The sequence below is a fragment of the Pantoea sp. E2023-21 genome, assembly GCF_051302795.1.
Lineage (GTDB): Bacteria > Pseudomonadota > Gammaproteobacteria > Enterobacterales > Enterobacteriaceae > Pantoea > Pantoea ludwigii_A.
This window is the reverse complement of sequence record NZ_CP195345.1, coordinates 333702-348873: the sequence shown is the minus strand read 5'-3', so window position 1 is coordinate 348873 and position 15172 is coordinate 333702. Positions and strand designations below refer to the sequence as shown.

The 15172-nt window shown below is 54.1% G+C and carries 14 protein-coding genes; 9 read left to right on the top strand and 5 right to left on the bottom strand.

The annotated features are described in order from the left end of the window. Window positions 1–4: 4 nt before the first annotated feature. From ACRQ84_RS20640 to ACRQ84_RS20630, 3 genes are all read right to left on the bottom strand, one after another. The gene (locus tag ACRQ84_RS20640) at window positions 5–1390 is read right to left on the bottom strand and encodes a diaminobutyrate--2-oxoglutarate transaminase (protein ID WP_064740068.1); all 1386 of its coding nucleotides are present in this window, start codon (window positions 1388–1390) and stop codon (window positions 5–7) included. A gap of 206 nt (window positions 1391–1596) precedes the next feature. Beyond that, complete coding sequence (locus ACRQ84_RS20635) at window positions 1597–2364, bottom strand: prepilin peptidase (RefSeq protein ID WP_483818450.1); 768 nt, start codon at window positions 2362–2364, stop codon at window positions 1597–1599. Between the two features lie 141 nt (window positions 2365–2505). Next, complete coding sequence (locus ACRQ84_RS20630; RefSeq protein ID WP_064740066.1) at window positions 2506–2715, bottom strand: hypothetical protein; 210 nt, start codon at window positions 2713–2715, stop codon at window positions 2506–2508. Window positions 2716–2958: 243 nt separating this feature from the next. On the opposite strand from ACRQ84_RS20630, the gene arnB reads away from it, so the two are divergent. The 8 genes from arnB (at window position 2959) to ACRQ84_RS20590 (ending at window position 11738) form a co-directional block, all read left to right on the top strand. Beyond that, a complete protein-coding gene (arnB, locus tag ACRQ84_RS20625) occupies window positions 2959–4095 on the top strand; it encodes a UDP-4-amino-4-deoxy-L-arabinose aminotransferase (protein WP_483818449.1) in 1137 nt (378 codons plus the stop codon). Window position 4096: 1 nt separating this feature from the next. After that, complete coding sequence (arnC, locus tag ACRQ84_RS20620; protein ID WP_483818448.1) at window positions 4097–5083, top strand: undecaprenyl-phosphate 4-deoxy-4-formamido-L-arabinose transferase; 987 nt, start codon at window positions 4097–4099, stop codon at window positions 5081–5083. Beyond that, on the top strand, window positions 5080–7059 hold the full coding sequence (gene arnA, locus ACRQ84_RS20615) for a bifunctional UDP-4-amino-4-deoxy-L-arabinose formyltransferase/UDP-glucuronic acid oxidase ArnA (RefSeq protein WP_483818447.1): 1980 nt from the start codon (window positions 5080–5082) through the stop codon (window positions 7057–7059). The genes arnC and arnA overlap by 4 nt, the downstream gene beginning before the upstream one ends. Then, on the top strand, window positions 7056–7940 hold the full coding sequence (gene arnD / locus ACRQ84_RS20610) for a 4-deoxy-4-formamido-L-arabinose-phosphoundecaprenol deformylase (RefSeq protein ID WP_483818446.1): 885 nt from the start codon (window positions 7056–7058) through the stop codon (window positions 7938–7940). The genes arnA and arnD overlap by 4 nt, the downstream gene beginning before the upstream one ends. Before the next feature lie 20 nt (window positions 7941–7960). Continuing rightward, the gene (gene arnT / locus ACRQ84_RS20605) at window positions 7961–9622 is read left to right on the top strand and encodes a lipid IV(A) 4-amino-4-deoxy-L-arabinosyltransferase (protein ID WP_483818445.1); all 1662 of its coding nucleotides are present in this window, start codon (window positions 7961–7963) and stop codon (window positions 9620–9622) included. Further along, window positions 9619–9939 (top strand): 4-amino-4-deoxy-L-arabinose-phosphoundecaprenol flippase subunit ArnE, encoded by a 321-nt coding sequence (arnE, locus tag ACRQ84_RS20600; RefSeq protein WP_483818444.1) that lies wholly within the window; start codon window positions 9619–9621, stop codon window positions 9937–9939. Before arnT ends, arnE begins: the two co-directional genes overlap by 4 nt. Continuing rightward, window positions 9936–10301: a 4-amino-4-deoxy-L-arabinose-phosphoundecaprenol flippase subunit ArnF gene (arnF, locus tag ACRQ84_RS20595; protein WP_483818443.1), complete on the top strand. Its 366-nt coding sequence runs from the start codon at window positions 9936–9938 to the stop codon at window positions 10299–10301. The genes arnE and arnF overlap by 4 nt, the downstream gene beginning before the upstream one ends. Before the next feature lie 216 nt (window positions 10302–10517). Beyond that, complete coding sequence (locus ACRQ84_RS20590) at window positions 10518–11738, top strand: aromatic amino acid transporter (RefSeq protein ID WP_483818442.1); 1221 nt, start codon at window positions 10518–10520, stop codon at window positions 11736–11738. Between the two features lie 40 nt (window positions 11739–11778). On the opposite strand, the gene otnK is transcribed toward ACRQ84_RS20590, so the two are convergent. Continuing rightward, on the bottom strand, window positions 11779–13059 hold the full coding sequence (gene otnK / locus ACRQ84_RS20585; RefSeq protein ID WP_483818441.1) for a 3-oxo-tetronate kinase: 1281 nt from the start codon (window positions 13057–13059) through the stop codon (window positions 11779–11781). Further along, window positions 13053–13718 (bottom strand): aspartate/glutamate racemase family protein, encoded by a 666-nt coding sequence (locus ACRQ84_RS20580; protein WP_483818511.1) that lies wholly within the window; start codon window positions 13716–13718, stop codon window positions 13053–13055. Before ACRQ84_RS20580 ends, otnK begins: the two co-directional genes overlap by 7 nt. 204 nt (window positions 13719–13922) lie before the next feature. Between ACRQ84_RS20580 and ACRQ84_RS20575 the strand changes: the two genes are divergently transcribed. After that, window positions 13923–15170, top strand: coding sequence for an alpha-hydroxy acid oxidase (locus ACRQ84_RS20575; protein ID WP_483818440.1), 1248 nt, complete (start codon window positions 13923–13925; stop codon window positions 15168–15170). The last annotated feature ends 2 nt before the right edge of the window (window positions 15171–15172 follow it).

Below are 15172 nucleotides of genomic sequence, written 5' to 3'. Positions count from 1 at the left end.
CCAATCAAACAGGTTTGACGCCAGCGCCAATCAGCGCCTGCTCAAATTTATCCAGGAAAATCGCCAACTCATCGTTGGTGATCAGCAGTGAAGGCAGCAGACGCAATACTGCGCCATGACGGCCACCGCGCTCCAAAATCAGACCTGCTTCGAAGCACTTCTTCTGCAGCAGCGCAGAGAGCTCGCCGTCAGCCGGGAAACTGCCCATGTGATCGGCCGCTTCGTTTGGTTTAACAATCTCAATACCGATCATCATACCGAGGCCACGAACATGACCAATGACTGGGAAGCGTTTCTGCATTGCAGTCAGCTGCTGTTTCAGCCATTCACCCTGCGCGGCAACTTTGCCCGCGATATCCTGCTCTTTCAGGATTTTCAGAGTAGTCAGGCCGGTAGCCATCGCCAGCTGGTTGCCACGGAAGGTGCCGGTGTGATGACCTGGCGACCAAACGTCGAACTGCTTTTTGATGCCCAGCACAGCCAGTGGCAGACCGCCGCCAACGGCTTTGGACATCACGATAATATCAGGCTCGATACCTGCGTGTTCGAAGGCGAAGAATTTACCGGTACGGGCAAAGCCAGCCTGAACTTCGTCGAGGATCAGCAGAATGCCGTGTTCCTGCGTCACTTTACGGATGCGCTGCAACCACTCCGCTGGCGCTGGATTCACGCCGCCTTCGCCCTGAACGGCTTCGAGAATCACGGCCGCAGGCTTGCGCACACCGCTTTCCACGTCATTGATCAGGTTGTCGAAGTAGTAGGTCAGCGCTTTTACGCCAGCTTCACCACCGATACCCAGCGGGCAACGATACTGATGCGGGTAAGGCATGAACTGCACTTCTGGCATCAGGCCATCAACCGCTTCTTTAGGTGCCAGGTTACCGGTGACGGACAGCGCGCCGTGCGTCATACCATGGTAACCGCCAGAGAAGCTGATCACGCCGCTACGACCAGTGGCTTTCTTCGCCAGTTTCAGCGCGGCTTCAACAGCATCGGCACCGGAAGGGCCGGTGAACTGCAGGCAATAATCTTTACCCTGGCCTGGCAGCAGCGAGAGCAGAGATTCAGAGAACTGATCTTTAAGTGGTGTAGTCAGATCAAGAGTATGTAACGGCAAGCCGCTGGTAATGACATTTTGAATGCTCTGGAGAACATCAGGATGGTTGTGACCCAGTGCCAGCGTCCCTGCGCCAGCCAGACAGTCAAGATATTGTTTATTCTCAACATCTGTGATCCACACGCCATGAGCTTTAGCAATGGCTAAAGGCAATTTGCGCGGGTAACTCCTAACGTTAGATTCAAACTCAGCCTGACGGGCTAAGAATGCGTCGTTATTTCCGTTGAATGCATTGGCACCAAAACTATCAATACGGACTTTATCCGTCATCATATCTCTCCTTCAACCGGGGCTCGTATGGCTCGCCAATTGACTAATTGAACAAAAAAGTAACAGCTGTGAAAAAACGCGGCCAATATAGAGCCTTTTGACCTACATCACAATGATTAATTTTGTTTAGAATTGTTTACTCTTTCCATATATGAATCAGGGCGTTGGCCAGAAATTGGCCGCTTTATTTTGCACCACCTCAGGGGTGGTTAAAAAATAATCGAATGAATAAAGAGACTTATCGCCGCTAAGGCGATCCAGGGACCAAACGCAATGGTGTGATTAACGTCCCGCTGCCAGCCAATTCGGGCAATCAAAACCCCTAAAATAGCGCCGCCGGAAGCCAATAAAAGCACCCAGGGTAAAAGTGGCCATCCCAGCCAGGCCCCGATTGCCGCCAGCAGTTTTGCATCGCCCATGCCAAGGGCATTAATCCCTCTAATCCATTGATATAAAACCGCCAGTGCCCACAACAGGCTATATCCCGCAATAGCACCGAGCACCGATTCATGTAACGAACCCGGGAGCCAACCCAGCGTTTTGAACAGTAATCCAGCCCATAGCAATGGCAGCGTGATCACGTCGGGTAATAGCAAATGGTTGAAATCAATAAAGGCTAACGCTGTTAGCGCCCAGAACAATAGAAGTGCGCTCAGCAAGTGCATATTAACGGGCATGAGGCATAGCAGCAGCAGAGTTAAAAGTGCCGTTATTATCTCCACCTGTGGATAACGCACACTTATTTTGCCGCGACAATAACGGCATTTACCGCCTAACAGTAACCAACTGAAGACCGGCACGTTGTCACGCCAGCGGAGCGGGGTTGAACATTGTGGGCAGTAAGAGGGCGGATAACAGAGATTAAGCGCAGTATCCGGATGCAGAATTTGCTGCGGTAAGCGAGAGATCACCACGTTGAGAAAGCTGCCAACGGCCAATCCCACTAAACCGCCGATTAACCCACACACATATTCCATTGCCGCTACCTCGCGCCATCCAGGCTTGTCATGGCCGCGACGTTACGCCAAAGCGAGGATCGGTGCGAGGGGAAAAAGGGCGTTACAAGGGTTTACATCGGGAATGCCGAGCGGGCTCCAGAAGTGGCGAGCGTCAGGCCATTAAGCCTGCTGTTTAAACAGTTGAATGGCTTCCTGCACATTACTGGTCGCGAGGGACATCACACGATCGTTATTGAGAAACACATCGTAGTGACCCGCGTTATAGCGAAATACGTAGAGATCACCGCGATAACGTAATCCCTTTGTTTTCACGCCGATATGGTGGCGGCGCAGTGCAGCCTGAGACAGTCTGTCAGTAGCCGTACTCATCGCATTATCCTCCAGACGTTATAAGACATAACCTGACTTAGTATAGGGTCAAAACCTTAATTTAACCTTAAGAAGAGTGCCGTTTAGTGGTTTAAAACCAATAAAGTTGTCACTTCCTCTACCAATCCTCAACGTGTCAGAAAAAGGCCACTGAGTACCTATCTCATTTAATGTTGCGTTAAGTTTATCCGCGTATTTTGGAATAAATGGCAGTTAAATAGTGCTTAATTCCAAGGTAATGTTATGAATTTTCTACCATTCTCACGCCCCTCGTTAGGCGAGGAAGAGTTAGCAGCAGTTAAATCGGTATTTGAATCGGGTTGGATAACCACTGGGCCTAAGAACGCCGAATTGGAACAGGCTTTCTGCCAGCTTACCGGTAATCAGCATGCTATTGCCGTGAGTTCCGCCACGGCAGGAATGCACGTCACACTGCTGGCGCTGGGGATTCAGCCCGGTGACGAAGTGATTACGCCTTCATTGACCTGGGTTTCCACCCTTAACATCATCACGCTGCTCGGTGCCACGCCGGTGATGATTGATATCGATCGTGACAGCTTAATGGTAACGCCCGCTCAGATTGAAGCGGCTATAACACCGCGTACACGCGCCATCATTCCGGTGCATTACGCCGGTGCGCCGGCCGATCTGGATGCGATTCGCGCAATTGGCGCGCGTCACGGCATTCCGGTGATTGAAGATGCCGCGCATGCGGCAGGTTGCTATTACAAAGGCCAGCACGTCGGACATCAGGGCACCGCCATCTTCTCCTTCCACGCCATCAAAAACATGACCTGTGCCGAAGGTGGCTTGATTGTCACTGATGATGCGGCACTTGCCGAGCGCCTGCGCAGCCTGAAATTCCACGGTCTGGGCGTGGATGCTTACGATCGTCATACGCACGGGCGCAAGCCGCAGGCCGAAGTGATCATGCCGGGCTTCAAATACAATTTGCCGGATATCAGCGCCGCCATAGCCTTGGTGCAGTTGAAAAAACTGCCCGCAATCAATGAACGCCGTGCTGCGATTGCGCAGCGCTATCTCACCGCACTGGCGGATACGCCGTTTTTACCGCTGGCGCAGCCAATCTGGTCACACCAACACGCATGGCATCTGTTCATTATTCGCGTCGATGAAGCGCAATGCGGCATCAGTCGTGATGCACTGATGGAAACCCTCAAAGCACAGGATATCGGCACCGGCTTGCATTTCCGCGCCGCGCACACTCACAAATATTATCGTGAACGCTATCCGCAGCTTTCTCTGCCGCATACCGAATGGAATAGCGAGCGCATCTGCTCAATCCCTTTGTTCCCCGATATGCGCGACGAAGACGTAAACCGCGTGATCAGCGCATTACGTCAGATCGCGGGAGTTTGACATGCTGGAAGAAAAAACCATTCGTAAAATTTCCGTGGTGATCCCGGTATACAACGAACAGGAGAGCCTGCCGGAGTTGGTGCGTCGCACCCACGCAGCCTGCGCGGGATTGGAACTGGAGTACGAGATTCTGCTGGTCGATGACGGCAGCAGCGATCGCTCGGGCGAGATGATTGCGGATGCTGCGGATATGCCTGGCAGCCATGTGGTTGGCGTGTTGCTAAACCGCAATTACGGTCAGCATTCGGCGATCATGGCGGGCTTAAGCCACGTGAGCGGCGACCTGATCATTACGCTGGATGCCGATCTGCAAAACCCACCAGAAGAGATACCCAATCTGGTCAAAGCCGCGCAGCAGGGCTATGACGTGGTGGGCACCGTGCGTCAGAACCGCCAGGACAGCTGGTTCCGCCGCCGCGCCTCGCGCACCATCAACCAGCTGATTCAGCGCGTCACCGGCAAAGCGATGGGCGATTACGGCTGCATGTTGCGCGCCTATCGTCGCCATATCGTCGATGCGATGCTGAACTGCCACGAGCGCAGCACCTTTATTCCTATCCTCGCCAATACCTTTGCGCGCCGCACCATTGAGCTGCCGGTGGCACACGCCGAGCGCGAGTTTGGCGATTCCAAATACAGTTTTATGCGGCTGATCAATTTGATGTATGACCTGGTGACCTGCCTGACCACCACGCCGCTGCGTTTGCTGAGTATCGTCGGCAGCCTGATTGCGCTGGCGGGCTTTGCTTTCTCATTAATTCTGATTGTGCTGCGCCTGTTCCTTGGTGCCGGTTGGGCAGGAGACGGCGTATTTATGCTGTTCGCGGTCCTGTTTATCTTTGTCGGTGCGCAATTTATCGGCATGGGCTTACTTGGCGAATATATCGGCCGAATTTACAACGACGTACGCGCCCGTCCGCGCTACTTCATTCAACGTGTGATTCACCCAAAGCAAAACGCTTCATCTGTACAGGAAATTGAGCAATGAAAACTGTCGTCTTCGCCTATGCCGAAATGGGCTGCGCGGGTATTTCTGCCCTTCTGAACGCTGGCTATGAAATCAGCGCTATTTTTACCCACTCTGACACAGGAACAGAAAGTCATTTTTTTGAGTCGGTGGCGCGTCTGGCAGCTGAACAGGGCATTCCGGTGTATGCGCCTGAAGATGTCAATCATCCGTTGTGGGTCGATCGCATTAAAACGATGGCGCCCGATTATATTTTCTCCTTCTATTACCGCACTTTATTAAACGACAGCATTCTCAGCAGTGCGCGTCTCGGTGCCTTTAACCTGCACGGTTCGCTGCTGCCAAAATACCGTGGCCGTGCACCGTTGAACTGGGTGCTGGTCAATAGTGAGACCGAGACAGGCGTAACGCTGCATCGCATGGTGAAACGTGCTGACGCGGGTGACATTGTGGCGCAGGAGCGCGTGGCGATTGAGGAGCAGGATAACGCGCTCACGTTGCATCGCAAGCTGGTCGCCTGTGCAACGCAGGTGCTGGAAGGGGCATTACCTGCCTTTAAGCGTGGTGATATCGTCACCACGCCTCAGAATGAAAGCGAAGCCACGATAGTGGGGCGTCGTACGCCAGAAGATGGTCGCATCAAATGGGAAGCCCCGGCGCAGACGGTCAACAATCTGGTTCGTGCCGTCACCTATCCGTGGCCAGGCGCATTTGCTTTTGCCGGAACAGTAAAATTCGTGGTGTGGAAAGGTCGCGTGCACCACACAGAACATCAAGCCAAACCGGGTACCGTGCTCTCCGTGGAGCCATTCCTTATTGCCTGCGGTGAAGGCGCATTGGAAGTGGTGACGGGCCAAAGCGATAACGGCGTATTTATGAACGGCAGTCAGCTGGCGCAAAACCTCGGCATGGTGAAGGGCGCCTTGCTCTATTCTCAGCCGGTGGCGGCAGTGAAACGTCGTACGCGCGTACTGATCCTCGGCGTTAACGGATTTATCGGTAACCACTTAACCGAACGTCTGCTGCAGGACGATAACTTTGAAGTGTATGGTCTGGACATTGGTTCCGATGCCATCAGTCGCTTCCTCGAACAACCGCGCTTCCATTTTGTCGAAGGCGACATCAGCATTCACTCAGAATGGATTGAATATCATATTAAGAAGTGCGATGTGGTGCTGCCGTTGGTGGCCATCGCCACGCCAATTGAGTACACCCGCAATCCACTGCGCGTGTTCGAACTCGATTTTGAAGAGAACCTCAAAATCATTCGTGACTGCGTGAAGTATAAAAAACGCATCATTTTCCCCTCAACCTCCGAAGTGTATGGCATGTGTACCGATCAGCATTTCGATGAGGATCACTCCAATCTGGTGGTGGGGCCGATCAATAAACAGCGCTGGATCTATTCGGTGTCTAAGCAGCTGTTGGACCGCGTAATTTGGGCTTACGGTGAGAAAGAAGGGCTGCGCTTTACGCTATTCCGTCCATTTAACTGGATGGGCCCGCGCCTCGATAACCTCAATGCCGCGCGTATCGGCAGCTCTCGTGCCATTACGCAGTTGATCCTCAATTTGGTGGAAGGTTCGCCGATCAAGCTGATTGATGGTGGCGCGCAGAAGCGTTGCTTCACCGACATCCGTGACGGAATCGAAGCGCTGTTCCGCATCATCGAGAACAAGCAGAACAACTGCGACGGGCAGATTGTTAACATCGGTAATCCGGATAACGAAGCCAGTATCAAAGAGTTGGCCGAGCGTTTGCTGGCGAGTTTTGAACGTCATCCGCTGCGCAGCCACTTCCCGCCGTTTGCCGGTTTCCGCGAAGTGGAAAGCAGCAGCTACTACGGCAAAGGGTATCAGGACGTGGAACACCGTAAGCCATCGATAAAAAATGCCCGTCGCCTGCTGGACTGGACACCGACAGTGGAGATGGATATCACCATCGATAACACGCTGGACTTCTTCCTGCGCACCGTTGAGCTCCAGGATAAGCCATGAAGAAAGTCGGTTTGCGCGTCGATGTGGATACCTGGCGCGGCACCCAACTCGGGGTGCCGGCGTTACTGGAGCAATTCAGTCTGCATCAACTGCAGGCCAGTTTTTTCTTCAGCGTCGGACCAGACAACATGGGGCGCCATTTATGGCGTCTGATGAAGCCGCGCTTTCTGTGGAAGATGCTGCGTTCACGCGCAGCATCGCTCTACGGCTGGGATATTTTGCTGGCAGGCACCGCGTGGCCAGGACGCGAAATTGGTCGTGGTCTGGAGGAGATCATCAGCGCCACCGCCGATCATCATGAAGTCGGTTTGCATGCATGGGATCACTTTGCCTGGCAAACCTGGGCGGGAGTTTGGCCGAAAGAGAAGTTAGTGGAGCACATTGCGCGCGGTAAACAGGCTTTAGAAGCCCTTATTGGTGACAATGTCACGTGTTCGGCAGTGGCTGGCTGGCGCGCAGATGGTCGCGTAGTGGCGGCGAAGCAGCCGTTTGGTTTCCGCTACAACAGCGACTGCCGCGGTAGCGGACCATTTTTACCCATCCTCAGCGATGGCACGACCGGCACGGTACAAATTCCGGTGACATTGCCGACGTGGGATGAAGTGGTTGGACAATCGGTTAAAGCTGAAGACTATAACGACTTCATCCTCGATCAGATGCAGGCCGCAACGGGCTCACCGGTCTATACCATTCATGCCGAAGTGGAAGGGATCGTCGGGCTGGAGGCGTTCGCCGATCTGCTAAGACGTGCGCAGCAGCAGGGTATCCAGTTTTGCCCGCTCAGCGCCTTGTTGCCCGACGATCTTAGTACGTTGCCACAGGGCAATATTATGCGCGGACATATTGCCGGACGTGAAGGCTGGCTAGGCTGCCAGCGTTAATTTTCTTATAGGAAACACGGATGCGTACAGGCACTAAAATTGCATTGTTGATGACACTCTTTGCGCTGTATTACCTGATCCCGATTGAATTCCGCGCCTTGTGGCAACCGGATGAAACCCGCTATGCAGAAATTAGTCGCGAAATGCTGTTCGGCGGCAATTGGGTGGTCCCGCATTTCTTTGATTTACGCTATTTCGAAAAACCCATTGCGGGCTACTGGGTGAATAACATTGGGCAATGGCTGTTTGGTCACAGTAATTTTGGCGTGCGGGCCGGGTCGATTTTCAGTACCACGCTGAGTGCGGTGATGATCTATTGGCTTGGCAAGCAAATGTTCGCCAGCCGTAAAATCGCTCTTACTGCCAGCATAATTTTTCTGACCTCACTGCTGGTGTATGGCGTGGGCACTTACGCCGTGCTTGATCCGATCTTGATGTGGTGGCTGGTCGCCGCGATGTGCAGTTACTGGCTGGCCGCGCAGGCGAAGCGCAGTCAGCAACGCTTATGCGGTTATCTGCTGCTCGGTGCAGCCTGCGCGATGGGTTTTATGACCAAAGGATTTCTCGCGCTGGCGGTGCCGGTGCTGGCAATTCTGCCGTGGGCCATCTGGCAGCGCCGTTTCGCTGAATTACTGCGTTGGGGACCGCTGACGATTGCAGTTGCTGCGCTGCTTAGCATGCCGTGGGCGCTGGCGATTAATCAGCAGGAAGGGGATTTCTGGCACTACTTCTTCTGGGTGGAACATATTCAGCGCTTCGCTGACGCAGATGCGCAACACAAAGCGCCATTCTGGTACTACATTCCGGTGCTGTTGGCGGGCTGTCTGCCGTGGCTCGCGCTGCTGCCGGGTTCGTTGATAACGGCGTGGCGTCAGCGCAGTCAGCAGGCTGGGCCGATCTATTTGCTCAGCTGGGTTGTGCTGCCGCTGCTCTTTTTCAGCATCGCAAAAGGGAAATTGCCGACTTACATTCTGCCGTGCTTTGCGCCGCTGGCGCTGTTGATGGCGCATTATGCGCACCGCGGCTCGGTGCAGGTGATGAACGCGCTGAGGGTAAATGGCTGGATCAACCTGTTGTTCGGCACCATCACCACGCTAGTGTTATTGGTGGCGCTGGCACCGTGGGGCGTCTCGCATCGGCCACTTTACGGCAGTGATGAATTCATTGGCGTGCTGTGTGCGGCGCTCGCCTTTATCGGCTGGGGCGTGATGGGTTGGCTAAGCCGTAAGCCGGAAAACGATCGCTGGCAGTTAGCTGCGCTCTGTCCAATGATGTTGGCGCTGCTGGTCGGTTTTGCTATTCCGCAGAAGGTGCGTGATGCCAAACAGCCGCAGAGTTTTGTCAGTGCCGTACACGATCAGCTGGCGGATAGTCGTTATCTGCTGGCCAACAATCCGGGCGTGGCATCCGCGGTGGCTTGGGAGCTGCAGCGCAGCGATATCAACTTTTATGATGCCAAAGGCGAGTTGCAATATGGTCTGAGCTATCCGGATGTGCAGTCGCATTACATTGATGCAGATAACTTTGCCGACTGGCTGCGGATCCATCGTCGTCAGGGGAAGGTTTCGTTGGTGTTGATGATGAACGCCAGCGACAGCTCGCCGGATAAAAATTTACCGAAACCGGATGATGTCTATCGTCAGGGCCGCCTGGTTTACTACGGCTACGATGCCAAACCATGAATCTGCTACTGATTTTACTGGTGAGCATGCTGAGTTGCGCTGCACAGCTGTGCCAAAAGCAGGCAGCGCATCTCGGCATCAAAAAAGGTATTTTTTGGCTAGCGCTCAGCATCCTGCTGCTGGGTATCGGCATGTTGTTGTGGCTGGCGATATTGCGTGTGGTGCCGGTGAGCGTAGCGTATCCGATGCTGAGTCTTAACTTTGTATTGGTGGCAATCGCGGCGCGGATGATCTGGCGCGAAACCTACAGTGTGCAGCAGTGGATTGGCACATTGGCAATTGTTGCTGGCGTGGCGCTGATGGGAAGTCATCTATGAAGGGCGTGTTGCTGGCGCTAAGCAGCGTGTTGCTGGTATCGCTGGCGCAGTTAGTGCTGCGATCGGCGATGCTGGATTTTCCGCCGTGGCGCGAATTGCTGAGTATGCAACATTGGAAAGCGCTGCTGCTGTTAGCGCTCGGCCTCGGCGCTTACGCGCTTTCTATGGTGTGCTGGATGCTGGCGCTGCGCCATGTACCGCTTAACCGGCTCTATCCGCTGCTTAGTTTGAGTTATGTACTGGTATGGCTGGCAGCGATTTCCTTGCCGATGCTGGGTGAAACCTTCCGCTGGAGCAGCTTTGCCGGCGTGGTGCTGATTGTATTGGGCTTGTTGCTGGTTTCGCTGCCGCGCCGCAGGTGATGGCGCTATTTAGGCATCCACTGTACGGCACGATTTATCGCGCAATAAATTGCGCCGCTACAGTGAGCGCGCATCGTTGGATGATGACTACGTGACTTCCCACATGCAACGCGCGCCGGAGGTTATCGGGGCGCGTTTTATCTCGCATCACACTCACTTCTCAGCGTTATCCCGTGTATCATCGCCGCCTTTAGGTTGTTTTGTTGGGAATAAGTGATGACGGAGATGACATTGTCCCGCCGCCAGCCTTCCGTTTGGTGGGGCGCGATGATTATTTGCGGCACCGTGGTAGGTGCAGGGATGTTTACGCTGCCGGTGGTGATGGCAGGCGCATGGTTCGGTTGGGCGATGGTGTTACTGCTGATCAGTTGGGGCGGGATGCTGCTGTCTGGATTGTTGTTCATGCGCGTCAGCCTGCAATATCCGCCTGGCGCAGGCTACGATACCTTAACCAAAGATTTGCTGGGCCGCGGCTGGGCGGCGCTCAACGGTCTCAGTATTTTATTTGTACTTGGGATTCTTACCTACGCCTATATCTCGGCCAGCGGGCCGGTTTATCAGCATTCACTCAATCAGGTGGGTTTGCCGATCTCCACCGCTGAAGCGAAAGTGTTGCTGACACTGTGTGTGGCGGCGGTGGTATGGCTTGGTACCACCGGCGTCAGTCGGTTGATGACCTTCTGCGTGCTCGCAAAAATTCTGCTGTTGATTCTGCTGTTTGGCGGCTTACTGACACAGGTGAACATGGGTTCGTTACTGAGCGGACCGGCAGCAGGAGAACATTACTGGCCTTATGCCCTCGGCGTGCTGCCATTTTGTCTCGCTTCGTTTGGTTATCACGGCAATATCACCGGCCTGGTGAGTTATTACGGCGGTAACCAAAAGAACATCACGCGGGCTTTGGTGTTAGGAACTTTATTGTCACTGGCGCTGTACCTGTTTTGGCTGACCAGCACGATGGGCAATTTACCGCGAGACGCGTTTCCCGACATTGTGAAGCAGGGCGGTGATATCGCGGCCCTGATGGCTGCGCTGCGAGCGCATCTGCACGTCAATGCGCTCGCACTGATGATGTCGATCTTCTCGCATTTCGCGGTGATCGCTTCATTCCTGGGCGTTACCGCCGGCCTGTTTGATTTCATCGCCGACCGTCTGGGATTAGGCAATTCGCCGGGCGCACGTTTGAAAACAGCGTGCCTGACCTTCGTACCCCCGCTACTCGCCTCGATTGGGTGGCCGAATGGCTTTGTCGCCGCGATTGGCTTTGCCGGACTGTTTGCCACCTTATGGGCGGTGATTATCCCCGCAATGCTGGCGTGGAAATCTCAGCAACGCTGTTCGCTTGCAGTGGTTTTGCTGTTTGTGTTTGGCGCGATGAATATGCTTGCCTGGCTGCTGAGCGGGTTTGGAGTGTTGCCGGAATTCGGCGGACAGTAAAGAGAGGAGAAGACAACGTCTGCACGACGTTGTCTTCAATTTAATGCGTTGAACCGGCTAATACGTTAAGTGCATGCGAGAAGAAGTCGCGCCGACCAAAATTACCCGATTTGAGGGCCAGCGCCAGCGGCCGATCGCGTTGCGCAAACAGGGCAGGCACGCCAGGATCGATTTCGGGTCCAACCTGCAATGAACCCAAATTCAGCGCGCTGACCACCGCACCCGAGGTTTCTCCGCCGCCAACCACCAAACGCTGGATGCCGACCTCCATCACCAACTTACGTGCCGTATCACCAAATAGCTTATCAAGGCGCTGCGAGATGTGGTGTTGGCCGAATTGCTGCTGTGCTTGCTTCACCGTTGCCGGGTCGCCAGAAGAATAGATGAGCGGGCAACGGTCCTGATGCGTGAGGATGAAGTCCACGAGATCATCAGCATTAATACGTTCCGCCATCACATCCTCAATCTCAATTGCTAGCACCGCATGCTGTTTTTGATGCTCCTCAATTTGCCCACGCGTCGCACCTGAACAGCTACCAACCAGAATGGCGCTGGAGCCTTTGATGGCAGGAAACTCACTGTTATTGCCTAGCGCTTTTCCGGCGCTGATAAAGTTGTGCGGCAAAGCCAGCGCGATACCCGAACCACCACTGATCAGCTTCTCACCCGCAGCGGCGATGCCGATGAGCGTTAAATCGTGTTCACTGAGCGCATCCACTACCACCAATTGCGGTTCCTCTTCTGCGCGGGTTTGTAGAATCTCGCGCAGTGATGCACTGCCTTGCACCACTTGCTGCCAGCGAATGTGGCTGACGCGTGTTTTCGCCTGACGCGCCAGCAAACGACGGATATCCGCATCCTTCATTGGCGTTAAAGGATGATGTTCCATTCCGGATTCATTCAGTGGTCGGTCGTGAACAAATAAATTGCCCTGATAAACCGTACGGCCCATCGCGGGAAAAGCCGGGCAGACAATCACATTGCACGCGGCTAATCGCTGAGCCAACGCATCAAGTACCGGACCAATGTTGCCAGCATCGGTCGAGTCGAATGTTGAGCAATATTTAAACACGATTTGCGTACAGCCCTGCTGCAATAGCCATTCACAGGCCGCCAGCGATTGTTGAACGGCATCCTCCGCGGGGAGAGAGCGTGATTTCAAGGCAATAACACCCGCTTCGACTGCTTCGTCGGCAGGCTGGTGCGGTACGCCAAGATACTGCGTAGTGCGCAAACCGCCTTCGCCCATCAAGCCTTTCGACAGCGTGACGGCGATATCACTGGCACCGGTAAAATCATCGGCGATGACGCCAATCAGCATGATGAACCTCCCATCGCTAACTGCATTTTTTTCACTGCCGCATGCGGTGCTGTTAACACCGGAATCGACACCTGCTCTCGAACGGCGTCAGCAGCGCGCGAGGTGGAGAAGTGCGCCAGCATAATGACATCACAGTGGCTCAACTGAGGTGCAAACTCTGCCACCAGACGATTGTGATTGGCGACATCGCCTTTGCGCAGAAGATCGATAGCATCTGGCACCAGCACGGTTTCCAGCGTCGCGTGTGAGCCAATTTGTTTGGCATAGTGAGAAAACTCATCGCACATCGTCACCAATGATGGACCGAAGGTAGCCAGCATCCCGATACGTTCGCCTTGTTGCAGTGCCGCCTCGAACATCGCTTCGTTCGGTTTCAGCACGGGCACCGGTAAAGCCGCAGAGAGCTCATCAATCGCTGGGCCAAAGGCTGAGCAGGTCACCAGAATACCTTGCGCATTCATCGCGTAACCGTAGCGGCCAAAAGCAACAAAGCGATCAATCAACGGGCGCGAAAGCTGTTGTTCTTTTGCGCGATCCAGAGTCAAACCATCATCCAGCAAATTCACCACTTCAGCCTCTGGCCAAAGTTCATTAAAGGCTTCCTGAATAGGAGACATCGCCACTGGCGTGGCATGCAGTAAAACTATGCGTTGGCTCATCATTTTCTCCGACACCAGCGATACACAAGTGAATTACAGCACACCATACCTGAGGCAAAATGAAAATGTAAGGGCTTACATTTGTCTTCATAAGGTGATGCTCGTCACACAAAAAAAATGTGTATCTGTCAGGATGTAATTGAATGCATTCCCCCAGAATGCCCATTTTGAAATCGCTTACTTTTGCTAACTCTGAGAACGCTTATGACCATTCGTGGAGAAACCACCGCTATTAACGTTAACGTGACACCCGAAGCGCAGGTGCGTCCTGTCAATACGGTGCCACGCCATTTCCGTGACCTGCTGGCATTGGATGATTTTGAACGCCATGCGCGTAAGCGCTTGCCAAATATGATTTATCAGTATGTGAAAGGGGGCGTGGAAACCGGTAGAGGACTTGCCGCGGCGCATGAGGCATATCAGCAATATGTGTTTGTACCGCGTATGTTCCGCGATGTTTCAGGCCGCGATCAGCGAGTAAATTTGTTAGGCCATGATTGGGCCCATCCGTTCGGCGTTGCCCCGCTGGGGGGCGCGTCATTTGTCAGCTACCGCGCAGATCTTATGTTGGCGAAAGCCGCCAGAGCGATGAATGTCCCCATGATCCTCAGCGCCTCGTCGCTAATTCCACTGGAAGAGGTGATTGCTGCCAACCCGGACGCCTGGTTTCAGGCCTATTTGGCCGGCGATCAGCCGCGTATCGACCGTTTAATCGATCGAGTAGAACATGCCGGCTATAAGACACTGGTGGTCACCGGCGATACGCCAATGCTGGGCAACCGGGAGCACAACACCCGCAGCGGCTTCAGTATGCCGATAAAACTCACGCCGAAAGTGATGTGGCAGAGCCTCATGAGTCCGCGCTGGCTGCTGGGCACGGTGGCACAAACCTTCTTGCGTCACGGTGCGCCGCACTTTGAAAATACCGATGCTGAACGTGGTCCGCCGATGATGTCGAGTAAAGTGCGTAACACCAATGCACGCGACAAACTGAGCTGGAAGCACGTGGAAGCCATTCGCAAAAAGTGGAAAGGTAATCTGGTGATTAAAGGTCTGATGTCACCCGATGACGCGTTCATCGCGCGTGACCTCGGTGCAGATGCGGTGATTCTCTCTAACCATGGCGGCCGTCAGCTGGATTACACCGTGCCGCCGCTGCATACGCTCGCTGAAATAGCGGCGGCGAAGGGCACTATGAAAGTCATCATTGATAGCGGCATCCGTCGTGGCACTGATGTGATGAAAGCGATGGCGCTCGGCGCCGACTTCGTATTTCTTGGTCGCCCCTTCCTGTATGGTGCGGTGATTGGCGCTCAGGCGGGCGTTGAACATGCCATGCATATTCTGCGTGATGAAATTGACCGCGATTTAGCGCTGATTGGCGTAACGCGTCCCGATCAACTCAATGCTGCGCTGCTGCGTCGCGCCCCCTTATTTGGCCGCGAGGAATAATC

Coding starts and splice junctions, on each gene's coding strand:
- ACRQ84_RS20575 (WP_483818440.1), top strand. CDS start 13,923: ATGACCATTCGTGGAGAAACCACCGCTATTAACGTTAACGTGACACCC.
- ACRQ84_RS20590 (WP_483818442.1), top strand. CDS start 10,518: ATGACGGAGATGACATTGTCCCGCCGCCAGCCTTCCGTTTGGTGGGGC.
- ACRQ84_RS20640 (WP_064740068.1), bottom strand. CDS start 1,390: ATGATGACGGATAAAGTCCGTATTGATAGTTTTGGTGCCAATGCATTC.
- arnF (WP_483818443.1), top strand. CDS start 9,936: ATGAAGGGCGTGTTGCTGGCGCTAAGCAGCGTGTTGCTGGTATCGCTG.
- arnA (WP_483818447.1), top strand. CDS start 5,080: ATGAAAACTGTCGTCTTCGCCTATGCCGAAATGGGCTGCGCGGGTATT.
- ACRQ84_RS20630 (WP_064740066.1), bottom strand. CDS start 2,715: ATGAGTACGGCTACTGACAGACTGTCTCAGGCTGCACTGCGCCGCCAC.
- arnE (WP_483818444.1), top strand. CDS start 9,619: ATGAATCTGCTACTGATTTTACTGGTGAGCATGCTGAGTTGCGCTGCA.
- arnD (WP_483818446.1), top strand. CDS start 7,056: ATGAAGAAAGTCGGTTTGCGCGTCGATGTGGATACCTGGCGCGGCACC.
- arnB (WP_483818449.1), top strand. CDS start 2,959: ATGAATTTTCTACCATTCTCACGCCCCTCGTTAGGCGAGGAAGAGTTA.
- arnT (WP_483818445.1), top strand. CDS start 7,961: ATGCGTACAGGCACTAAAATTGCATTGTTGATGACACTCTTTGCGCTG.
- arnC (WP_483818448.1), top strand. CDS start 4,097: ATGCTGGAAGAAAAAACCATTCGTAAAATTTCCGTGGTGATCCCGGTA.
- ACRQ84_RS20580 (WP_483818511.1), bottom strand. CDS start 13,718: ATGAGCCAACGCATAGTTTTACTGCATGCCACGCCAGTGGCGATGTCT.
- ACRQ84_RS20635 (WP_483818450.1), bottom strand. CDS start 2,364: ATGGAATATGTGTGTGGGTTAATCGGCGGTTTAGTGGGATTGGCCGTT.
- otnK (WP_483818441.1), bottom strand. CDS start 13,059: ATGCTGATTGGCGTCATCGCCGATGATTTTACCGGTGCCAGTGATATC.